This is a genomic window from Mesorhizobium sp. M0618 (assembly GCF_040320765.1).
In the GTDB taxonomy this organism is placed as follows: Bacteria; Pseudomonadota; Alphaproteobacteria; order Rhizobiales; family Rhizobiaceae; genus Mesorhizobium.
In genome coordinates this window covers 166,257-188,771 of the sequence record NZ_JAMYQH010000011.1, presented here as the reverse complement: position 1 = coordinate 188,771, position 22,515 = coordinate 166,257, and the positions used below count along the sequence as shown (strand labels likewise).

General features: G+C 58.6%; 14 protein-coding genes and 8 pseudogenes. 13 read left to right on the top strand and 9 right to left on the bottom strand.

The features are described 5' to 3' along the window. Nucleotides 1-189: 189 nt before the first annotated feature. On the bottom strand, nt 190-1,563 hold the full coding sequence (locus NKJ04_RS14615) for a hypothetical protein (protein WP_352675850.1): 1,374 nt from the start codon (nt 1,561-1,563) through the stop codon (nt 190-192). 1,318 nt (nt 1,564-2,881) lie between these two features. Here NKJ04_RS14615 and NKJ04_RS14610 point away from each other — a divergent pair. From NKJ04_RS14610 to NKJ04_RS14570, 9 genes and pseudogenes are all read left to right on the top strand, one after another. Then, nucleotides 2,882-3,892, top strand: a complete 1,011-nt coding sequence (locus tag NKJ04_RS14610; RefSeq protein WP_352675848.1) for a D-alanine--D-alanine ligase family protein — start codon at nt 2,882-2,884, stop codon at nt 3,890-3,892. Nucleotides 3,893-3,953: 61 nt separating this feature from the next. Beyond that, nucleotides 3,954-4,111, top strand: a pseudogene (locus NKJ04_RS14605) (IS1380 family transposase); the annotation flags it as partial. A 52-nt stretch (nt 4,112-4,163) separates the two neighbouring features. After that, nucleotides 4,164-4,412, top strand: a complete 249-nt coding sequence (locus NKJ04_RS14600) for a hypothetical protein (protein WP_352675895.1) — start codon at nt 4,164-4,166, stop codon at nt 4,410-4,412. Further along, nucleotides 4,403-4,591 (top strand): annotated as a pseudogene (locus tag NKJ04_RS14595) (IS21 family transposase); the annotation flags it as partial. The gene NKJ04_RS14600 and the pseudogene NKJ04_RS14595, both read left to right, overlap by 10 nt. Then, nucleotides 4,583-5,394 (top strand): annotated as a pseudogene (gene istB, locus NKJ04_RS14590) (IS21-like element helper ATPase IstB). The pseudogenes NKJ04_RS14595 and istB, both read left to right, overlap by 9 nt. A gap of 1,296 nt (nt 5,395-6,690) precedes the next feature. Further along, the gene (locus NKJ04_RS14585) at nt 6,691-8,190 is read left to right on the top strand and encodes a M20/M25/M40 family metallo-hydrolase (protein WP_352675846.1); all 1,500 of its coding nucleotides are present in this window, start codon (nt 6,691-6,693) and stop codon (nt 8,188-8,190) included. Nucleotides 8,191-8,250: 60 nt separating this feature from the next. Next, nucleotides 8,251-8,643, top strand: a pseudogene (locus NKJ04_RS14580) (ATP-binding protein); the annotation flags it as partial. 131 nt (nt 8,644-8,774) lie between these two features. After that, nucleotides 8,775-9,491: pseudogene (locus NKJ04_RS14575) on the top strand (ISL3 family transposase); the annotation flags it as partial. A gap of 100 nt (nt 9,492-9,591) precedes the next feature. Then, a complete protein-coding gene (locus NKJ04_RS14570) occupies nt 9,592-9,972 on the top strand; it encodes an IS3 family transposase (RefSeq protein ID WP_352675844.1) in 381 nt (126 codons plus the stop codon). A 120-nt stretch (nt 9,973-10,092) separates the two neighbouring features. On the opposite strand, the pseudogene NKJ04_RS14565 reads toward NKJ04_RS14570, so the two are convergent. Next, a pseudogene (locus NKJ04_RS14565) lies at nt 10,093-11,462 on the bottom strand (IS30 family transposase). Between NKJ04_RS14565 and NKJ04_RS14560 the strand changes: the two are divergent. Continuing rightward, nucleotides 11,455-11,793 (top strand): integrase core domain-containing protein, encoded by a 339-nt coding sequence (locus NKJ04_RS14560; RefSeq protein ID WP_352675842.1) that lies wholly within the window; start codon nt 11,455-11,457, stop codon nt 11,791-11,793. The pseudogene NKJ04_RS14565 and the gene NKJ04_RS14560 sit on opposite strands and share 8 nt — an antisense overlap. Here NKJ04_RS14560 and NKJ04_RS14555 read toward each other — a convergent pair. Together NKJ04_RS14555 and NKJ04_RS14550 are read right to left on the bottom strand one after the other, a co-directional pair. Beyond that, the gene (locus tag NKJ04_RS14555; protein ID WP_502897923.1) at nt 11,777-12,286 is read right to left on the bottom strand and encodes a transposase; all 510 of its coding nucleotides are present in this window, start codon (nt 12,284-12,286) and stop codon (nt 11,777-11,779) included. The two genes, NKJ04_RS14560 and NKJ04_RS14555, sit on opposite strands and share 17 nt — an antisense overlap. A 131-nt stretch (nt 12,287-12,417) precedes the next feature. After that, nucleotides 12,418-12,647 (bottom strand): annotated as a pseudogene (locus NKJ04_RS14550) (transposase); the annotation flags it as partial. A gap of 977 nt (nt 12,648-13,624) precedes the next feature. Here NKJ04_RS14550 and NKJ04_RS14545 point away from each other — a divergent pair. Next, nucleotides 13,625-13,973, top strand: a pseudogene (locus tag NKJ04_RS14545) (transposase); the annotation flags it as partial. On the opposite strand, the gene NKJ04_RS14540 reads toward NKJ04_RS14545, so the two are convergent. Beyond that, nucleotides 13,964-14,224 carry a hypothetical protein gene (locus NKJ04_RS14540; protein WP_352675840.1) on the bottom strand — a complete coding sequence of 87 codons (261 nt, stop codon included), beginning with the start codon at nt 14,222-14,224 and terminating at the stop codon, nt 13,964-13,966. The pseudogene NKJ04_RS14545 and the gene NKJ04_RS14540 overlap by 10 nt on opposite strands. 332 nt (nt 14,225-14,556) lie before the next feature. Between NKJ04_RS14540 and NKJ04_RS14535 the strand changes: the two genes are divergently transcribed. Then, complete coding sequence (locus NKJ04_RS14535; protein ID WP_352675837.1) at nt 14,557-15,009, top strand: Lrp/AsnC family transcriptional regulator; 453 nt, start codon at nt 14,557-14,559, stop codon at nt 15,007-15,009. A gap of 303 nt (nt 15,010-15,312) precedes the next feature. Beyond that, nucleotides 15,313-16,272: an aminotransferase class IV gene (locus tag NKJ04_RS14530; RefSeq protein ID WP_352675834.1), complete on the top strand. Its 960-nt coding sequence runs from the start codon at nt 15,313-15,315 to the stop codon at nt 16,270-16,272. A gap of 591 nt (nt 16,273-16,863) precedes the next feature. Here NKJ04_RS14530 and NKJ04_RS14525 read toward each other — a convergent pair. From NKJ04_RS14525 to NKJ04_RS14510, 4 genes are all read right to left on the bottom strand, one after another. After that, complete coding sequence (locus NKJ04_RS14525) at nt 16,864-18,117, bottom strand: serine hydrolase domain-containing protein (protein ID WP_352675832.1); 1,254 nt, start codon at nt 18,115-18,117, stop codon at nt 16,864-16,866. 150 nt (nt 18,118-18,267) lie between these two features. Beyond that, the gene (locus NKJ04_RS14520) at nt 18,268-19,854 is read right to left on the bottom strand and encodes a gamma-glutamyltransferase family protein (protein ID WP_352675829.1); all 1,587 of its coding nucleotides are present in this window, start codon (nt 19,852-19,854) and stop codon (nt 18,268-18,270) included. A 364-nt stretch (nt 19,855-20,218) separates the two neighbouring features. Then, nucleotides 20,219-21,370, bottom strand: coding sequence for a porin (locus NKJ04_RS14515; protein ID WP_352675827.1), 1,152 nt, complete (start codon nt 21,368-21,370; stop codon nt 20,219-20,221). Between the two features lie 316 nt (nt 21,371-21,686). Further along, a complete protein-coding gene (locus NKJ04_RS14510; protein ID WP_352675825.1) occupies nt 21,687-22,343 on the bottom strand; it encodes an antitoxin Xre/MbcA/ParS-like domain-containing protein in 657 nt (218 codons plus the stop codon). Between the last annotated feature and the right edge of the window lie 172 nt (nt 22,344-22,515).

The following is a 22,515-nucleotide window of genomic DNA, read 5'->3' as shown; positions in this document are numbered from 1 at the left end:
TCGCGGGAATCGGTGACGTTGAACATCACCAGCCTGCCATGACCGCCCTCTCTCAGCGAATTTGCAGAACTCTCAGCACACTACCCACTCTGGCACGCTCGGCCGCCGCACACTGACCCGAGCGAGATACCCTGCATGTTCAAAAAAGGCGCAGCAGTTTCGTGACGATACCTCATGCATGCGCGAAATTCAGTCGGTAGCTATCGGTAATAGAGTCCCGCTTCGCCCAACGTTCATAACAGGATCGAGGCTAGCACGCGCCTGAAAACCTGCTAAGCGCCCACCGAATACGTAGCAGTCAATTCCATACGCCATTTTCTTGATCGACCGGCTTGGAGCGTGCAGAGCCGTAACCTCTCTGGGCGCAAGGTATTCCTGAACGACGTAAGGGTTGAGGGCGGCCCGGGCTATGTGTTCTTCCCACGTCTCTAAGGATGTGAGACGCCCAACCAGGACATGCTCGCCACGCGTCGCGTTAGAGGGCTTCAGAACAAGATCGTTTTTGTTCTTCCGGATGTAGCTGATGAGCTCGATCCGACGTCGTTCTTGGTCAGTCGTTACTACATCTCTCACAAGGCGGGTCCATGGAATGTGGCGTGCAATGAGCTCGATCTGCTCTGCGTTGAAGTTCGAACTGAATTGATCATCGCTGAGTACAGCAAGGATGGCCTTGTCACATAATATCCACTGAGAGATCCACGGGTTTATCGAAACCACCTCTTGAGCCGTGCAGGCGTCTAAGTAGTCTCTTAATTCTCCGGCCTGAATGATGTCCCGGGGATCTACTTTATTGTAAACAAGTTGGATGAGTTGGCCTTCTGGCCCGGCTAGTCCACAAGGTGTTCGCTTGGCCGCGCTAGCATCTAGCAACGCTGCATTGACACCTAAGTCTCTCAGACCATTTACAATCCAGTCTACTTCATTTGTGTACCGACCGCGAAAGTTGACCACAGCGGCACTTTTGAGTTCGCTGCCGGTCGCAGCGTAATAGGTAGACACCAGCTCCCTGACGAAGCAGTTCGGATCTTTTGCGAACGGCTGCTTGCTGACGTCAAGTGAAAGGCCATGTGTCAATGGGTTAGGTATACGGCTCCAGACTTTTGCGGCGAGGCCGTTCTGGATAACACCGCCCGGCGACGATGTGTTGGTTTCGATAATCTTATAATGGCCATTTTTGCCAAACAGGCCGTCCAGTCGACATATTGTGGCAATCGGGCGATGCTTGGGGAGACTAGTGATCCAATGCCCCAAGTGCCTATAGGCAGGAAATAGGTCTTGTACCCTTTCGTTGCAACAATACAGCTCAGCGGCGACATCAAGAAGCTTGACCACAGCCTCAGCGGCAGCGCTGAGCCGTTTTGCCAGATCGCGGTCTATCGCAAGGGGCCGGAGACATACGGGATACGCACGCCCCTCAAAGTGCATGCCCGCCGTTGCAATCGCGCTGGACAGCTCGTCTTGAGCCTCCCAGATCGAGGCTGAATCGCAAGCTGCTAGCTTGCACAGTTGGCGCTCAAGTTGTCGATCCGCTTCGCTTATTACTGGCACCGTCGCGATAGTCATGGGAGGTCCTTCTTGTGGTGTTATGATATTGGTTTACGCCGCCGGGGGTGAATTCTTGGGCACAGCGCGTTCGTAGCCGCCAAGGGTCGGAAGTTGACGGCTCGCTGAAGATGTATCGAGACGGTGACCTTGGTTTGAGTGGCCCTTTGAGGAACCTCTTCGGCACGTACATGCGATGAAGACGGGTCAGCAAATGGACGAGCGCCACGCGTTGGCGCGTCGGCCTCAAACCAGTCATTCGCAATACAGCAACCAGGCACGGACCTCTTGAGGAGACCATGTCCCCATGTTCAACGGGAATGGGGACGATCTTCTCAGGCGCGTGTATCGAGCTTCGCGGTGACGGCAATGGCGTTGCTCCTAGCGCTCTAGGGTGCTTTCTCCGGGTTCTACAGAGTCTGAAGCAAGCTCCGTGCCTTTTTTACTCAAGACTCGACTGCCACCATACTTTTCCAGCGACCCAGGCGTCGCTGAACGAAATCCGCAATCCTTCTTTTGTGCGAAGCTGGACAGGAATGTCGGAAGCCTGATCAATAGGGGGTCCCGTGGGCCGGCGCTACGGAAGGTAGCTCAGTCATTCGGCTTGAGGGTAACCCGCCTCCCATATCCATGCTTGCGCCCAAGTTCGAGTGATGCGCGGAGTGGCAAGGGGGAAGCGCTCCGTCAGGTGTCGAACTCGAACCTGCCAATGCACCGGCTTTTCTGCCTGCGCCGTCTCGGACACCGCAGCCGAATTCTGCCGATGGAATCCGTTGAGCGCTGGGTAGTCGGGCGACCAGCCGTAGTCGCGGTAGTGTCCACGCAGAACGGCGACGAACTACCTGTGCTGCGCAGCCAGTGGCGCGTGCATGAGCCGCCAAGCATCCTAGCGCAGCGCCGTCAGTTTGCGCGTCAGGCGTCTCCGTTCCGTCTTGTGCCTCACGATGAACCCGCCACCCGGGTCCGCCCGCAGTGGTGGGTGAAGCCCAGAAGGCGAAGGGGCGAGTCGCCGCGGCGGCGCGGCAACTTCTTGCGTGGCACGCCGATTGCATGGGTAACCGGTGAAGGACCCGTTACGACAGTCGCAGCCTCCGGCATAGGAGCATATGAGAGTTGCTCGAACAATATCCAAATCAATCCTGGCAGCATCAGTTCACACTCTCTCGGAACTGCCTTAGTGCAGTTGATGAGCTATGTCGGTTTCAGCAGTTTGGAAGGAACAAGAACCCGCTGCTCGGCAACCAGCAGCGAGGCGCGCGGGGTCTAGCGAACTTCTGTTCCCCTCAATCGACAAATTCAGACCGGATACTAATAGGAAAGCAATCGAAGGAGTATCTTTATGCGAGTAGGCATCGTTTGGAACCATGATTATACGGGGGTGATCAACCGTTTCGGTCAGTCTCGTCCGCAGGACAACGACCCAGAGACGGTCCAAGACATGGTTGCGGCGCTGCAAGAGGGCGGTCACGAAACGCTGCTATGCGAAGGCGATAAACGACTGCTCGCTACGCTCGAGCGGTTCATGCCACCCGATCCGCAAGCCCGTCCCTCCGGAATCGTCTTCAACATTGCGGGCGGAATTCAGGGCGATTGCCGAGACGTCCACGTTCCGGCTATGCTCGAGATGGCCGGCATTCCGTACACCGGATCGAGCCCACTCGGGCATGGGCTGTCATCCGACAAGGCCATCACCAAGGGGCTCCTACGCGATGGCGGGGTGCCGACGCCGAACTTTCGCGTAATGCGTCGAGGTACCGAGAGTATCGGCGACTTGCGATTCCCATTGATAGTGAAGCCGCGTCACGAATGCAATAGCTTGGGAGTGCAACTCGTGCATAGGCCCGCTCAGTTGAGACAGGCCGTAGAAGTTATCGTCACTCAATATGTGCAGGATGCGATCGTGGAAGAATACATCGAGGGGCGAGAAATCACCACCGCACTGCTGGGAAATGAAGATCTCCAGGTGTTGCCTCTAGTGGAGCGCGACTTCGGTGACCGCGAAACGCATCTTGCCACATGGGAAGAGACGCCGCACAGGATTTGCCCGGCACGGATCGGAAGCAAGGTTACAACGAAGTTGCGAGACATTTCAGTTGCGACCTTCTGTGCCTGCCACTGTCGGGACTACGCCCGCGTCGACATCCGGATCGACCGCTCCGGCCAGCCCTTTGTCCTGGAGATCAACGCCATGCCGGTACTCAGTAAGCGCTCCCTCTATACTCAGGCCGGGATGGCCGCCGGATACAGCCTCTCAAGCTTGGTCCACCGCATCCTCGATGTTGCTCACACAAGGTATTTCGGAATCGGCATGCCCAAGAACGCGCACGCGTCGAATTTTCTGCCGAGTTAGCCCGTCTTGTGCACAATGACAGGCTCTGACGGGTTGGCAGATACAGCTTAAGCGAAGGGGGCGCGGCTATACCGAAGCCAAAACAAGGCGAAATCCTGGAAGGCTAACGCCGCGTCTGCGCCCGCATCTGCCACGACGATGGGCCTCGACATCCGCTTCATCTTCACCAACCTCGTCACGGCCGAGCACATCTACAACGCGGTCAACTGCGCCCGGGGGGGCCGGCACCTCCTGTGGATCACAGGTCGACACGCCAAGGACAATCGTCAGCGTGTCCGACGGCACCACCATCCGCACCAACGCCAATCGGCGGCGCGCCATTCGCGCCTTGCTCAAGAGCTACAAACACATCGACCTTGTCGTGTGCGAGCCGACCGGCGGTCATGAGGGTCTGCTGCTCAAGGAGTGCCTGCGCGCCGGCATCGCGTGCCACCGTGTGACACGCTCAAGGTCAAGAACTTCATCCGTTCCAACGGCACGCAAGGCAAGAGCGACGCGATCGATGCCGCCATGGCACTGAAGGCGGGCGTTCCGACGAAGACGCATGTGCTGAACCTGCTTCACCGGCTGGTCGACGGCAAACCCTCTGTGCCGCCGACGATCGATGCGCCTCAGGCCTTGACGCTCACCAACGAACCGAAGGCCAATGTCGAGCGCTACGACGCCCTGAGAAGACCGTGGAGGTGCGCCATGCGTCATAATCCCGCCAGTGGCGCCATCGTCATCATGCTCAGGAGCCTCAAGATGCACGGCATGGCCCAGGCCGTCGGCGAACTGACCGAACAGGGTTCTCCGGCCTTCGACGCCGCCATTCCGATCCTGTCCCAGCTCCTGAAGGCCGAAACGGCCGAACGGGAGGTCAGGTCGGTGACCTATCAACTCAAGGCGGCTCGGTTCTCGGCCTACCGCGACCTGAACGGCTTCGACTTCTCAAGCAGCGAGATCAACGAGGCGCTCGTACGCCAGCTCCATAGTTGCGAGTTCATCGAAGCAGCCAACAACATCGTCCTGGTCGGCGGGCCCGGCACGGAAAGACCCATGTCGCGACCGCCATCGGCGTGCAGTCCATCGAGCATCACCGCAGACGCGTCCGCTTCTTCTCCACCGTCGAACTGGTCAATGCGCTCGAGCAGGAGAAGGCGCGAGGCAGATCCGGGCAGATCGCCAACCGCCTCGTCCATTCCGATCTCGTTATCCTCGATGAATTGGGCTACCTGCCGTTCAGTGCATCCGGCGGCACGCTGCTCTTCCATCTCTTGAGCAAGCTCTACGAGCGCACCAGCGTCATCATCACCACCAACTTGAGCTTCAGCGAATGGGCGAGCGTCTTCGGTGATGCCAAGATGACGACCGCATTGCTCGACCGCCTGACCCACCACTGCCACATCCTCGAGGCCGGAAACGACAGCTTCCGATTCAAAAACAGCTCGGCCCAAGAGCCCAAAACCAGGAAGGAGAAAAACAGGAACTTGACCTTCGCACCAGACCCGAAAGAAACATGAGAGGCGGGTCATGTATGGATGCCCCCGCAGGCCGGTTTCAGCCCGTCGATAACGGCCGCCTGACCCTGGCCGGACGGATCTTTTTCCAGTCTGACCCGGCCAGAAGCGCCATCAGCTGGGCGTGGTCGAGACGCATGCGCGCGGCCGATATCGCACACCAGCAGAACATGTGATGTTCCAGAGTCTTCTAATAAAGACAAACCCCGTTGCCGTCCCACCACACGATGCGAACCCGGTCCGCACGCTGACGAGAACGCTTCGGCGACAAGCCGTGCCATCTCTTCGTCCGACCGATGGCGCGGCTTGAGTCGGGACGGCACAGGCTCCGCCGTCAAAATCTCGAATGTTCGATGATGGCTCATACCGTCGCTCATAAATCCCATGGACTGGATGACGGCCGCCGTTTTTTGCAGAATGAGTGGTCGTCCTACCAAGCACCTAATCTGAGGAGACTGCGATGCTTAAGACCGATATCCCGACGACGGCCGTCCAAACCAATCTTGCTGCGATATTTCTATCCTTGGAACTGTCGCCTCGACATGGCTCATCACGTCGCTGTCACCGGGGAATGGCGAGCAGATGTCGAAGCACTCGGTGGAAGCTGGCAATATTGTCGGTCTAATTGAGTTGTTCTCGAAGCTGCGAGAAAGAAGCCGAGCCAGAACGGGGCAGACGTATCCGATCATTACGAATCCAGGAAGCTGGTCTCGACTTTGGGTCCACCGATCGCTCGAGAAAGAAGGCATGGAAAGTCACATCGTTGATGCGGCTTCAATCGCTACGCCTCGGGGTCCGGGTTGTGCGAGTGCGAGCCTGAGCAGGAGACGATCGCCGTCGCAGCCGGACGGGCTCGGCTCATCAATGAACGCGGCCAGCATTCGAGCCGCCTCAAGGGCTTTTGATCACCCAGGGCATCCGCGACTTCAAGACAGCCAGACGGACCTGGCGTGAGCAGCTCGAGACGCTGCGCACGGCTGACGGGAGGTGTGAGGAATAGAAAATGATGAGGCCTTCTCTGCTTGGGTGCACGGTGTGAGCGCAGTAACGTAAACCGAGTGCTCTACCGGCATCAGCAGGTAAATGTGTGAGTTTCTGTCAAGGAACCGACACTTTTGAAACGCGATCTGCGTGTACCCGAGGGTTTTGAATAATTTTGCGTCAACAACTCCTCTAAAATTAACCCGTGAGCCGAATACGGGCTGAACGCTTCCTGCGGTCGGCGCGAATAGACTACGCTGAGACAGCGAGTGAGATGCAACGATGAAAGAGATAAATTCACCCGTGGGACCCCGCCCGATGCATAACGAAGGCGAAGTTACCACCGATAGGGCGACGCTCGCGCCGACAGACGTCCAGGCTGTCTTCCGAGAAATCGTCGCGGTCCAGCACGATGCGTCGGTTGAGATGCTACGGGAGTGGATTGCCCTTCCAACCCTAGCTCAAGAACGCTTAAATGTGTCAGAGGGAGCCGACCATATGGCGACCCTTCTCAAAGAATCGGGCTTTCAACGCGTCAAGATAGTGCCGACCAACGGCTTGCCGGGTGTCTTCGGTACTCTTGACGCCGGTGCTTCAAAATGGCTCGGCATCTACTTCATGTACGATGTGATGCCTTTCGACGCTTCCAAATGGTCCTCGCCACCTCTCGAGGGCCGCATTGTCGACAAGCCGAGCATTGGCAAAGTGTTGGTAGGGCGCGGCGCAGAAAACCAAAAAGGTCCCCAAGCCGCCTTCCTGGCCGCCATTCGCGCTGTTCTGACATCGGGCCGCAAGTTGCCCGTCAACATCGCCCTCGTCGCTGAGGGAGAGGAGGAGATCGGATCACCTAATTTTCGTCAGGTGACGGAAGAGCCAGAAGTGCTGGCCGCGCTGCGTAAATGCATCGGCGTAGTGGTCCCCGAACTTACCCAGACGAGCAGCGGAAGCGTTTCAGTGGTACTGGGCTCAAAAGGCACAGTAGAATTTCAGCTTATCGCAAGCGGCGAGCGTTGGGGACGTGGGCCCACCGTTGACATTCATTCAATGGAAGCACCCCGAGTTGACAATCCGGCATGGCATTTGATCAAGGCGCTGACGACTCTTGTAGAGGCCGATGGACACACGCCCGCGATCGACGGTTGGTTCGAAAATGTGAAGCCGCTGACCCGTCGGCAGCGCGACCTCATCTCGCAAACCGCCCGCATTACCAGCGAAGAAGACGCGATGACGAGCCGCGGGATTAAGCACTGGTTCAATGATGAAGACTATCGCGCCGGTCTAGAACGCCTCGCATCGCAGCCGACGATCAATCTACAAGGCCTGATCGCCGGATATACTGGACCCGGCGGCATGTCGATCTTGCCCGCGCGAGCCGAAGCGAAGTTTGATCTGCGTCTTGTTCCTGATCAAACGACGGGTGAACTACTGTCTAAGCTGAACACGCACCTCCGAACGCACGGCTTCGGTGATATCGAAATGAACGTTACGGGTGGCTACGATCCCACCGAAATAGATGAGGACACTGCGATTATCAGGGCACAGCGCGCGGTACTCACACGCGTCGGCGTCGAACATACGCTTGTGCCGAGGGCTCCCGGCTCCTGGCCGGGGGTGATTTTCACCGCTCGGCCGCTGAACGTGCCAGCTTGTGGTTTCGGCCTAGGTCGAGGTGGGAATCTTCACGCGCCGGATGAGTTTATTATCGTTGAAAGCACAGATCCGAAGGTAGCTGGATTCGACGAAGCTACAATTGGCTTTATTGAGTATCTGTATCAAATCGCATGCGAGGAAAGCACGACAGGAGCAAGTTCGCTCTGATCGATAAGGAGACTCCGGGCATTCTTTTCGAATGTTACCGATGTTGGAAGGGCGCAGCATTCGCATCTCGCAATCGCCATTGCCCGCGCCCTGATCCGCAACGGCTCACGTGGCCGCTTCTTCAACGTCGTCGATCTCGTCAACCGGCTCGAGACCGAGCACCGCGGCGGCAAGCAGGGCCGTATCGCCGACTACCTCACCCGGCTCGACTTCGTCGTGCTCGATGAACTCGGCTATCTCCCGTTCGCGCAAGCCGGCGGGCAATTGCTCTTCCACCTGATCAGCAGGCTCTATGAACGGACCTCGATCATCATCACCAATCTGGCGTTCGGAGAATGGCCCGCCGTCTTCGGCGACGCCAAGATGACGACAGCGCTGCTCGACCGTCTCACTCATCATTGCGAGATCATCGAGACCGGAAACGCATCCTGGCGCTTCAAGAACCGCGCCTGATCACCCCATCAAGCTGCCAAGCGCCATCCGCGCTCGCCCGGCTGCGCAACCCTGACCAGCTCCGCCCGGGCGAACGCTGACCGCCGCGCATTACATAAGGGGGGTCAAAATTGGGGTCTGACTCACATTTGATGATTTTGCATGGCGGCGTGGTGCTGTTTTCTGAGGGGAATCAGCACCATGGTGAGAATTTTGCGTTTGTCGTCCTTGATCCCGGCGGATTGGTCGTCGAGGCCATCGCTGAGAACGAAGGAGTGATCGTCATTACCGCGCGGTCAGGGACGCCGGCGCGGCCTTGCCCTCTTTGCAGCAGAGTGTCGAGCCGGGTCCACAGCCGCTATGTTCGACGCGTGTCCGATCTTCCCTATAGTGGGACGAAGGTAGCGCTCCGCGTCGTCGCGCGGCGCTTCGTCTGCGATGCAACGTTGTGCCGTCGACGAATCTTCGCCGAGCGCTTTGACGACAGTGTTGTCACCGAGCGATCGCGCCGGACCTCGCGATTGGAGTGTATCGTTTATCATCTTGGACTGGCGCTCGGCGGCCGGCCGGCGGCTAGTTTTGCAAAGCGGCTGATGGTTCCGGTCAGCAATGACACGTTGCTGCGGGTGGTGCGGCGACGGGCCTGTTTACGAACAGACCCTATCAAGATTGTCGGCATCGACGACTGGGCCTATCGCCGTAACCATCGCTACGGCACGATCGTCTGCGATCTGGAGCGACGGCGGATCGTGACGTTGTTGCCCGACCGTGAAGTTGCCACCGTCGAGGCTTGGCTTGCCGGTCACCCTGAGATCGAAACCGTCTCGCGCGACCGCGGCGGCGGTTACGGCGAAGCCACCGCCAAGGCAGGGTTGCGTGCTTCCACCAGCAGGGGCACGCCCGCCTCGATGGCCTCATCGCCGGTTTCCATTCCATGATCCGCCCTACTACGATCAGCCCGAAACCGCCGTGGATGACACAGCGCTCGTCGAGACGATGGGTGAGATCTCCGACAGCTTCGAAGCTTACGGCTATCGCCGCATGCAGGCGGCGCTGCGGCAGCGCGGCATCGTCGTCAACCACAAGAAGGTCAGACGGTTGATGCGCGAGCACGATCTGCAGCCCAGGATCAGGCGGCGCTTCATCGCCACTACGGACAGCGATCACGAGTTGCCGATCTTCCCGAACTTGGCGAAGAACGTGACACCCGACGGCCCGAACCAGCTCTGGGTGAGCGACATAACATACGTGACGATTGCGGTGGGCTTCGTCTACGTCGCGGTCATTTTGGATGCCTGGTCACGCAAGGTCGTTGGTACGCCATCGGTCGGTCGATCGACGCGCGCTTGACCGTTGCAGCATTGAAGGCGGCAATCGAACGACGAAAACCCCCGCCGAGCTGCGTCCATCACTCGGACCGAGGCTCGCAAGGCGGATTCAACCGGTCGTCGCAACACTGATTGTGTTCACTCACGACAGCAACTCGCCAAGCGCTTCTGCCGGCGTTTTCCAACCCAGGGTCTTTCTCGGCCGCGCATTGAGGGCCGCTGCCACGGCGGCGATCTCGTCGGCGCTGTGAATGCTCAGGTCGGTGCCTTTCGGGAAGTACTGACGCAGCAGCCCGTTGGTGTTCTCATTGGTGCCGCGCTGCCAGGGACTTTGTGGATCGCAGAAGTAGACTTGGACACCCGCGTCGACTTTGAGACGATCGTGCTGAGCCATTTCGGCTCCCTGATCCCAGGTCAGCGAACGGCGTAGTTCTTCAGGCAAGGTGATGATGGTGCGCGTAATCGCGTCACGCACGGCCTCGGCTCCATGTCCCGCGAGCGCAGGTCCGTTCTTCGTGCGCGGAGCTTCGCCATGCCCCACGAGCCGGGGAAGATGCAGTAGCATCGTGAAGCGCGTCGTGCGCTCGACCAACGTGCCGATCGCCGAGCTGCCAAGACCAAGGATGAGGTCTCCCTCCCAGTGACCCGGCACCGCGCGATCAGCCGCTTCGGCGGGGCGTTGACTGATCATGACCTCCGGCAAGACAAAGCTCTTACCTCGACTGCGTACGCGGGCCCTGGGGACCCGCAGCACGCGCCCCGTTCGCAAGCAGGCCGACAGTTCGCGGCGTAGCGCTCCCCGACCCTGAACGAAGAGGGCCTGATAGATGGTTTCGTGGCTGATGCGCATCGTCTTGTCGTCCGGGAAGTCGATCGCCAGGCGCCGGGCAATCTGCTCCGGGCTCCAGGCCCTGGCCCATCGCCGATCCTTTCGCGGGCCATGTCGGCGGCCCTTCCACGGAACGGCGGGACCAGGAACGGGAGCGCCGCTCGGGGTCACGACGACGCCGGCAAGTCTCTCCTCCACATAAGTGCGCAAGGTTGTGTTGAGCGCAAGCTTGGTCGGTTTGGGCCGACGGGCCGATCGATCCGCATGCCATTGGGCAGTCGTTGCCCGATACTCCAGCCCGCCGCTGCGGGTGGCTGCGTTGCGTCGTAGCTCACGGGAGATGGTCGAGGCGGATCGGCCAAGTCGGCGTCCGATCTCGCGTCTCGAAAGGCCCTGAATGCGAAGAAGTGCGATCTCCTCACGTTCCGCAAACGCAAGGTATCGCTCTGACGTCGGTTTGAAGACCTGAACATCGCTGGTGCCATGCCGCCCGCCTGTCGGAACAATCTGGTTCCAACAGGCTGCGACATACCAGCCGCCAACGCAGCATCTTCGCTGGTCAGCCCCTGCGCTATCCCCAACCAGAATCGCTGGAGTTCAGATCGCCCCGCCACTGGCGGACGTCCCGGTGACGGCAACGGCGCCCGTCCAGAACGGTGTGATCGTCGCTTTCCAATGCCCATCGCAACCTCCTTCGTTCAGGTGTTGCGACGACCGCTTGAATCCGCCCAATATGCCGCACTCCTCGTTCTCGCCGAGCACGATCTTATTGAATCGATGGGCCGGCGCGGCAATCCCTACGATAATGCGAAAGCGGAAAGTTTCATGAAGACGATGAAGGTCCAAGCCGTCTATCCGATGGCCTACGAAACCTTCGCCGACGTCGCTGAGGACCTTCCCCGCTTCATTGATGAGGTTTACAATACCCGCCGATTGCACTCAGCGCTCGGCTATCTCAGCCCGCAACAGTTCGAGGACCAACACGCCCGGCAGATGGTCAAAACTGCGGCTTGACCTTGTCCGGTCCGAGAGGCGCACTCCAATCCGGGGTCAGTTTTGGAAGCCGTTTGACATACATTTGCCGCTTGATGAGTTTGAGCTTGGTGATCTGGCCTTCGGTCTGGCCATTCGACCACGGAGAGATAATGGCGTTGCGGACCGCGGCGATGTCCTTTTCGACCCCGTTCGCGAAGGAGCCGACGAGGCTTGCCTTCGCGCCTTCGAGCCAAGCGTTCAGTTTTGCGACCGCTTTTGACCGGATCATCCGCTGAAAGTCGTCGACAAGCGTTCGCGCGGTGACGAGGTCAGGAACATTGCTCTCGATTGCCGCGATCAGTACAGCGTCCGATTTGGACAGGTCGTCACGCGCCAGCGTCATGAGGCTGGCGATGCTTCGTGCCGAAGGCGTGCGGGCAAGTGCGCTTTCATCGGCCCTTTCAGCAAGGCGTCGGCGCCGCGCCCATTCAGAGACGGCGCCGATCTGGCCACGAAAGCCTTTCTTACGCATTTCGCGCCAGAGCGCCGAAGCATTGCGCGCGCCTTGGTCCCAGCGGCCGTCATGCCAGGGAAGCCATTCCTCGAGCGAACTCTGCCGGACGCGGAACATGACGGAGCGCTGACCGCGCAGGACGCAGCGGACAATGCCCGCCACTGACAGCCTGTCCAGGCGATATAAAGGAGCGCGTCCACAACCGCACGCAGTTCGGTCACGCGTGGTGGTCGTCCCGACGCCTTCACTCCAGCATGAACGAGCTCGATTAACGCCCATTCCCGGTCCGTCATTGCATTTGCATCTTGCTGCCCGCGCGGCAATACTGCCGCCGGGTGGTCTCCGTCCAACCCGTGTTGTGACCTGGTCCGAACCGCAACGGCCACTCAACGGCCTCCACCGCCTAATCTCGAGTTTTGGGTTAGGCACCGAGAGCCGCGAGATCATCACTCCGCTGCTGCAAGCCCCTCCTTCGGGAACTGCGGAATAGATCACCAACGTGTACGCCTCCGGCGAAGCTTTCGATTACCAATATCGTCGGCCGCCTATTGCCCGTATGAATCTGCCCGTGATTTTGTCCGTGACGCCGAATCACGGAGGCAGCACTGATGCGAGACAAAACCAACAGCCGCGAAGCCGCTTAGCGCGGCGGCTGCAGGTGGAAGTTCGCCGCCATCAACACCTTGCCGCCGTGGGTAAGCTACAGTCCTCAGGTTTTGACTTACATCCACGCCCTCGAAGAGAATCCGCCCGCCCGGTCGCGAGCCGATCGACTGGAAGCTGGTGAACAACTTGCCGGCCGAAGATATTTCTCGGCGGCGGCCGAAAAGCTCGCCTGGTACGCCCTGCGCTGGAAGGCGGAGTGTTCCACAAGGTCATGAAGTCCGGCTGCCGTGCCGAGGGGGCAAGGCTCGAAACCGCCGAGAGGCTGGCGAAATTCCTGCTATCATCGCGGTGGTCAGCTGGCGCATATTCCTCGTTACTATGTCGGCGCGTGCCAAGCCAGACGCCGCGCCCGACAGCGTTCTAACCTTCGCCGAGATCACTGCGCTCGACCAGATCGACGCGTGTCCGAACGTGACCATGCCTCCAACGGCCCACGCTCGCCGCCTACCTGCTGCAAATCGCCAATTGGCGGGCTGTCTTGCCCGCAAACATGATCCGCCTCCTGGTGGTCGTCTGGCGCGGCATGACCCGCTTGCACGACATCGCCTTCGGCATCTCCTTTGGATCAAGCCGACGATGTGGTAATCGAAAGCTTCCAGAATGGGTGCACCAACGTGTTGCAACCAAGTTCGAATGTCGCGCAGCTAGCAAAATAGAAATGTCGCCACGAGGCAATTCGCAGGGCAGGACGCAGCAATCATCCTGGCCGATGGCGGCAAGGAGATACTGAGTATCTGGATTCAGCAGACGGAAGGCGCCAAATTCTGGCTGCGCGTCATGAACGAGTTGAAGAACCGAGGGGTCGCCGACATCCTGATTGCCGTCGGCGACGGCCTGAGGGCTTTCCAGAAGCAATCAACGCCGTATTCCCGCCAACGGTGGTGCAAACCTGCAGCTTGCATCTGATCCGCCACTCGCTGGAGTTGGTTACCTGGAAGGATCGCAAGTCTGTGGTGCCAACGCTGCGGGCAATATACCGGCCAAGGACGCTGAAGTCGGCCTGGCCGCACTCGATGCCTTTGACGCTGGCTACTGGGGACCGGTGAGCATATCAAGCAGCAGCGAACCAACCTCAGCGATTCCAACATTCTCGGCGCTGATGCTCGGATGCCGAAGATAATCAGACAGGCTGTCCAGGAACGGTGCACGATACGCCCCATGTTGGTAAACGCCAATACGCTTGCTCGATGCTTCCAGCACATCGCCTTGCTCGATATGTGCCTCCAGATAGCCGACGTAACGCTCCGGCTTGATCAGCGAGGCATCACGCTGGGCCCGAAGCTGTTCCATACGCCTCCGCCAAGAAACGAAGGACCATAGCAGCGGAAATGTCCGCTAGTTATTGACACCACCTGCGCTTCGACTTCGAGCGGTCCACCGCCCATCTCGATGCCCCCAAGGGGCGCTTGGTGCCGGCCAGAGACGGGCATGAGAACCCGGCAGGCGTGTTCCCCGCCCAGAACAGCACCAACGAAAGATTCTGAACAAACCTGCCCGTCTCTGAAATAGGCGTATCGCCGCAAGGCGAAAAACGAAAGGTTTAGATCGCCTGCCATTGGCATTGTTGCTATAGACGATGCAAGTGGCTATGCAAATCGCTATGTCTTAATAGCAGGACCGTGATGGACGATCTCGATCGACGGATTCTCGGCGCACTCCAGAAGAACAACCGCTTATCGTTTGCGGAGATCGCGGATCTTGTTGGTTCCTCGGCAGCTTCGTGCATGCGCCGGGTCAATAGGCTGCGGGCCGACGGCATCATAATTGCCGATATCTCCCTCGTGGATCCAAAGGCGCTCGGCAAATCTCTCACCGTCGTTGTCACAGTAGAGCTCGACCGTGAGCGACTGGATTTGGTTGACGATTTCAAACGAGCCATGCGCGCGGCACGGGAGGTGACACAGTGCTATATGGTAACTGGCGATGCGGACTTCGTACTCGTCGTGGCGGTCGAGGATGTGGAGGCTTTCGACGTTTTCGTGAAGACAAAGCTCTACACGAACCAAAACGTACGCAAATTCAAAAGCATGATTACTTTGGACCGCGTGAAATTCGAGCCTAGGGTTTTGATATAGTCATTGTCGGGTGATCCGTTTCCATCACTTCCTGCTGGTTTTTGAAGCGCGCGTTGCGCGCGTCTGACGACTTTGATCACACCCCACGCGAGTAGTCTGCGATCAAATCCATGCAGCCAAACTGATGTGGCTGTCAGGATCTAAGGGGCGCCGACCGTGCACGCCACTACGCCGGCTTAGGCATGGTCGTGAGCCTCAGCATTATTTGAGCCAACGAACTGCCAAGCTTGCGAGCGCTTGCGGCGGGGGCTCCAAGGCTGGCTAGGTGGTTAACCACTTAGTCTTGCGAGCATGGAGAAAAAGATGACACTCGTCGCGACCGAATCCGTAATGTCTCTACCTACCGTCGAGCAACACCACCGGGATCGTCTGTCCTATCCCTCCGGTGTGGCTTTCCTGGACGGGCAGTACTTGCCGATGTCGGAAGCCAAGATCTCCGTCCTGGATTGGGGCTTTCTACACTCGGATGCCACCTATGACACGGTTCACGTGTGGGACGGCCGATTCTTCAGGCTCAATCTGCACCTCGATCGGTTCTTCCGAGGTATGCAGAGTCTCCGTATGAAGCTCCCTTACAGCCGGGCAGAGATAGAGGGCATTCTTGCCAACTGCGTAGCTCTGTCGGGCCACAAGTGCGCTTATGTTGAAATGATCTGCACGCGCGGTGCGTCCCCGACCTTCAGCCGCGACCCGCGCGAGGCGGAAAACCGCTTCATTGCCTTCGCGGTGCCCTTCGGTTCGGTGGCCAACAAGGAACAGCTTGAGCGCGGCCTTCACATCGCGGTCAGCGACACAATGCGTATCCCTCCAAGATCCATTGACCCTTCCATCAAGAACTACCATTGGCTCGATCTGGTGAAGGGCCTGTTCGATGCCTATGACCGCGGTGCGGAGACGGCCCTGATCGTCGATACCAACGATAACATTGCCGAAGGCCCAGGTTTCAACGTCTTCACCGTCAAGGATGGCCGACTTCGCACGCCGGCCTACGGTGTCCTCCCCGGCATCACGCGCCAGACGGTGATCGATCTTTGCGACCAGCTCGCCCTCCCCGTTAGTGTCGGTGATGTCACGCATCGCGAACTCAAGGCGGCAGACGAAGTCTTTATCACCTCCACTGCTGGCGGGATCATGCCCGTGACCAAGATCGACGACGCCGCTGTCGGGGATAGTAAAGTCGGCGCAGTCACCCGGCAATTGATGGATCTCTATTGGAAGAAGCACGCCGATCCGACCTGGTCCACCGCTGTAACGTACGGCTGATCCCGACCATCGTTGGCTATGTGCTTTGCTGCCTTGGGGATCGCGCCCCGTTCTTCGGGCAATCGCGGTCACGGACAGGCCCTGACGGCGTAGAGCCAATATCACCAGAAGTTCCCCGGGTTGGAGCACTCGCTCCCGTCCGCAAAGACCGGAACGTTCGCATAGAGCGAAAGCCGTCGCCCCGGGGCCGTGTCCAGGGGCTGGCGGGCAGCAGCGCAAATAGACGAGGCAACGTTCGAATCTTCGGGGCATCGTTATGCGGCAATAAAGGCTCTCGCGTTGATTGCCGCGCCGCGCGCGTGAGCGAGGGGCGTAGGGGTGGGTCATTGATGTTATTAGAGAAGACCCACGACGTATCGTCTGAAGATGCTCTCATTCAGATTTCACAAAGAAGTGCGCTTTTTAGGCCAAATGTGTCTGACAGTGAAATGGGGCACGCAGACAGGAGCGTGATTTGCACTACTAGGATCCTGCCCTGGACTAGACTTAGGGCAGACCGTCTGATCGCCGTCCTCACGGACACGGGCCAGCCTACCCGAACCTCATGGCCAGCAGGCGAGCCTGAAGCAGCTTCGAATTGCGCGACCACCGCTAACCCGAAAGAGATCGCCCCAAAGCTACCATCATCGGCATAGTGATAGGGATATTGCCGGTGCTCGAAGCCACCGGATGAGATGCCAGGCGCGCGACTACCATTTCGAGTTGCGGAGCGACATAGAGCAACTGACCGTGCATCCCACGGGCCACAATTGCACCTAGCTCATCATTTGTTACCCACCATTGGCTGCGATAGCCGTATCCACCGGCGTCCTCGCCAGGGGGAAACTTGGACGGGGCCTTCCTGCTTAGCAGGTCCTCTATAAATGAAGGGGGCACAAGCTGTTTTCCGTTCCACTCTCCATGCTGTCGCATAAGCTCGCCGAAACGAGCTAAGTCGCGAGCAGTCGCCGAGAGACCGGCGCCAGCCATCGGCGTTCCTACTGAATCGATGAAGATATACCCATCCTCTTCGCAGCCAAGTGGCGCCCATAAGCGCTCCTGCAGCAGCCGCTCAAACGAAAGTCCAGTTGTACGGCTCATCACCCAGGCCAAGGTGTCGGTCACAACGGTTTTGTAATCAACAAACTCGCCATGCATCCCTTCCTTGCGGATAGTGCGGATGTATTCGCACAAAGTCTGGGGGCCGTCGTATCCAATCGGCCGCGGCCGCCAGCCGCAGGCCCGAGCATGCTGCCAAAAGCTCGAGAGTTTGTCTTCGTAGACCTCATTGTAGGCAATGCCCAACTGCATATCCATCGCCTGCCGCAACGTTGCGTCCTCAAACGCCGTCCCGCTTAGCTCCGGCAGGTAGTGTGCAAGTTCCTTAGATTCATCAAGTACGCCTTCATATACTAGCGTGGCTGCAAGTGTGCCCGTATATGACTTTGTGACCGAGTGCAGTGCATGGGGCAGATGCGGTTGCAGCGCCCCAAAGTAGCGTTCATATACTATGCGCCCCCGATGCAGAACCACTATCCCATCTGTGTAGGTGTCGTGCAAAGCCTGATCGAATGTGCGAACGCTCCCGTTTGCATCGACAAAGGTGATCGCCTCGATATGGGCCCCTGCGGGATTTCCTTCCAACGGCGTTGGCTGGCCCGGTCCGCGCCAGACCGAGACAGTCGGCAAAAGCTCGCGCATGTGGGAGAGCGACCAGCGTAGCTGCGGAAAATTGAGAAACGCATCACTTGCAAAGGTAATGCACTTTTCTGCCGGCGGCGGCGTGCCGCGCATCCAGCCCAATTCATTGGGGTCGGACGCGAGACCGTCGAGATACTCATGTCCCTCGAATTCAAGTGTCCTCATCGATCGAGCTCCAACATGTTTGCATCGTTTCGTGGGTTCATTTAATCAATGCGCAGTGCCCGGTGAGTTATCGCTTATCTCAGTCCTCTGGTTTACCGGCTGTAGGTGGATCCCGCTTACTTCCTAAAAATCGAGTGCTAACTGCTGGCGTCAGTAACCGACCGCCTGGCCGTCCTTCCGCGGGTCGGAGCCGGCGATGTAACACCCGCGCTTGTGGTCGATTACAATCATCTGAGCGCCACCCCACGGTGTCGACGCTGCATGAACGCGGTGCCCCATTAACTTAAGCGTCTCAAGCACCCCGGCACGGATGCCCGCCTCAAACCCGAGGCTCCCGGAATCATCCCAGAAGAGGCGACCGTGATCAATTGCTTCCTGCGGGTCCATGCCATAATCGGCGAAATTCGCAAAGACATGGGCGTGGCCCATCGGCTGGAAGGCACCGCCCATCACGCCGAACGAGACGGATACCTTACCATCTTCCACCGCCATGGCAGGTATGATCGTGTGCATCGGTCGCTTGCCGGGACCGATGGCGTTTGGATGGCCGACCTCCACGCGGAAAGATCCCCCGCGGTTGTGAAGCAAGATGCCTGAACGTGGAGTCGCGATCTGCGAGCCAAACACGCCAGAAATTGAGCTGATTAATGACACGACCTGCCCATCACGGTCTGCCACCGTCAGATAGACCGTATGGGCGCCCGGCAGAGGGGGCAGTTCAAGATCGGGGTTGCGTCGCAACGGATCGATCTTGCCAGCAAGCCTTTCAGCATAGGCTGGACTTGTCAGTTCTTTGACGCTGACCGACATGCAATCAGGATCGGCGAGCATCGTGTCTCGCACCGCGTAAGCTACGCGTGCAGCTTCGATCTCACAATGATAACGATCGGCACTGTCTGGTGGCATCCGCCGTGTTCCCAAAATCTCCAGAAGGTTGAAGAGAATGAGGGCCACCATGCCGGTTCCGTTCGGCGGCAATTCTAAAACCTTCTGGCCTGCATAGTCAGCACCAATCGGCTGGACCCAGTCGGGCCTAACGGAAGCAAGGTCCTCTTCGGTCAAAACTCCCCCTTGTGCCTGCACTACCTCGACGATTTCGGCCGCGACGGAGCCCTCATAGAGTGCCTTCGACCCGAATTTGGCGATCAGACGCAGAGTTGCCGCAAGTGCCGGGAGCCGGATCTTCTCACCTGCGAGCGGCGTTCGACCGTTTAGAAGGTAGTGCTGGCGCGCACCTGCATCACGACCGAGCCTGACAGCCTCTTTCGCCCAGTCGAAAGCCACTCGCGGCGCGACGGGACAGCCATCCTCGGCGTACGCGATGGCATCAGCGAATAGACGTTCAAACGCTATTGAGCCGAACTGCTCGTGGAGCATCTCCCAGGCTCTCAGCGCGCCGGGCACTGTGACGGAATGGGCCGAATGCTGCGGTATTTCGGAGAACCCCGCATCGATGTACCAGTCGAGTTTCGCCCCTGCCGCAGCGCGACCCGATCCATTGAGTCCATGGACTCTCCCGTTCGGTTCGGCAACAATCGCGAAGGAATCGCCGCCGATGCCCGTCATGTGCGGTTCGACCACCGCGAGTGTGGCCATGGCCGCGATCGCCGCGTCGACAGCATTACCGCGTTCGCGCAGCACACTCAGCGCCGTCGCACTTGCCAGGGGATGCGAAGTGGCTGCAATTCCGTTTGCTGCGATCACAGCAGATCGTCCCGGAAGATCGAATCTGCGCATATTTGCTCCTCCAGCTGCTGAAGCCCCAGACTAGCGGTCACACTTGCTCGAATTCATTCAAAACGCGGAGGTCGCTGAAATAGCGATCTCGTAAGGTGCGTGATTTTCATTGTTGAACTGCCGCCAGCGCCATCCGGATCATGCCGTTCTGGCATGGAGAGAGCGGTCCGCCTCACAGCCATGCGCGATCCATCTCGCTTGCGGGGAACCCGATCGATAAGACTGAAAAAGGGCGCCCGGGAACTGGGCGCCCTTCTCATCGACGAAATGCTCGGATTGGAGGTCCGTGATCAAGCAATCCGCCGAAAACCAAATTGAAGGCTATCAGTTACCGCTTCGAACGCGGGACCCGGCCATTCAATCCTCAGAACGAGCGCTGGAAGCGAAGCAGACCGCCGACGCTGTTCTTCTTGTCGGCAGCAGTCCAGTTGCCGAACGGGGTGCCGTCGTTGAAGTGACCAAAGTGATCGTAGTCAACTTCCGCGGTGACCGTGAGGCCGGGGACGACGTCGTAAGCGACGTTAGCCGCCACGCCATAGTTCTTGTCCTGATCACCCGACACCTGGAGGTTGAACGAGGTCTTTTCGTTGAACTTGTAGGTGCCGCCGGCCCACCAAGCCCAGTGACCGCCCCACTGCTTGTAGAAGTCGCGACCGCTGTCGAAGTCGAGCGAATTCTTGTCGGTGCCGTAGCCGAACATGGCGAACAGTGACAGATCGCTGGTCACATTGAAGTCAGCACGAACCTTGCCGGCCCACTCTTCGTAGTTGCTGTCATAGGCGACAACACCGGTGATGGCACCCCACCCCTGCGTGTACTTCACGCCACCGACGACATGCGGAACAAAGCTATCGATTGTGCCCACGTAGAAGACATTGTTGGTGTCCACCGAACCTTCTTCGAGCGAGACCACGGCCGAGAAGCCGTTGCCGGCGTCGAAGTTGTACTGGATGACGTTGGTGTAGAAATCGCCGTACGGAACGATGGTGTCGTTGAGAACGTTGCCGGCATATCCGATGAACGTATCAAATGCCGAATCATCCAAACCGACGCGGAGCCCACCAAGCTGGATCCAAGCTTTATTCAGCGAAGCACCTTTGTTGTGGGCGGGATTACCGTCTTCGCCAGCGTAGTAGGCGCTGTTGCCGAAGTTGAAACGAGTCTCGGTGTAGGTCTTCAACGTGCCGAGCTCGGTCTCCTGGCCGGTCCAGGTCTTCAGCGAGAAGCGGGCATTCTTGTGCCAGGTGCCCTGGTCCTTGCCGTTGAGAACGTCTGTCGAACGTGCGCCATCGAAGCTGCCGACATCGCCAGCGCTGATGTCGTAACGGACATAGCCACCGATGCGCAGGCAGGTTTCGGTGCCGGGGATGTAGAAGTAGCCCGAGCCGTATACGTCGCAGATCTTGACGTATTCGGCCGGTTCCGGCTCGGCGACGACAACCGCGTCGGCGGCGCATGCGCCGGAAACTGCGATCAGGGCCGCAACGGAGCCGAGAAGAAGGCTCTTGATGTTCATAGTTGATCTCCATTCAAAGATTTGAAAAGGGCGAGGACGTCGACAGACGGACCGCTCCCTGTCCCCACGATCGAAAAAGATGCGCATCGCGATGCATCCTTCCCTGCTCGAACGCTATTCATCGGGGGAATTAGTGCAAGTTCAAATTCCGTTAGCCATCCACATAGATAAGTATCAGTTGCTTTTTTATCACTAAATCGGCCGTATTACTTGTACAAATTGGACAACTATACATTTGCTCAAATCGTACAATTGGTACATATGCTGTTTTCGCACATATAGAATGCGCGGACAGCCATCGGCACCCGGCCAAACGTCAGATAGGTCCAATCAGACAAATAGCCTGGGCGGCCGATGCAACGACTTCTTCGTTCATACCCTCTCTGAGCAATTCGATAGGAACGCGACCCTTGAGAAGGGGCGAGGGACTGATCAGCCACAGCCAAGCCAATCTGGGATCGGAGATCGAGGAAAGGACCTGCCTGATTCCGGGCATAGGCCTGCCGTCGATGAACTGAGCCAAGGGAAATACATGCTTGCGGGAGCCTCTCCGAAAGGCAACCACATCATTATGCCGCTGCCACCAATGCAGCGTGGACCGCGGTATTCCAAAACGTCTCTCGAGATGCGTCGACCCCGCAACTGGACCGGCCCACTCTGCAATGCGCGCGCCTTCTCTCGGACAATCTTTCAGAACCGGATGCCCGAGCGGATGATCGGCCGGCCGGAATCGCGAAGCGATCTCGCCCGCCTGGGCGTTTAGCCGTCGCGCTGCTTCGGCCTCGAGCCTACCAAGAAATTCGGCGGCCACGGCGGTCAAATCCTTGGAAGGAGAACCCGAAGGAGCAACAACCGCCTTGTCACCCTGCCTCGCCTCATCGCATTGGGCAAGAATGCGCTGCACCTCCCTCATGACAAAGCTTGAAAGCTCGGTCTGGCGCTTTTCATCCCCAAGATCACTCGACCCCGACATTGGCTTTCCCAGTAGCGTACCCTCAGCAAGCCGCCGAAAGACATGAAGTTTGAAGGACCGCGATACGTCGCTTTTCGGATACTCGTGACTAGCAGCCGTCTCGCGGCTTTAACTTGGGCCTTTCAGCAAGAAAGGGGAGAACATGGATCACTGACGGTCTCTACCCCACGAT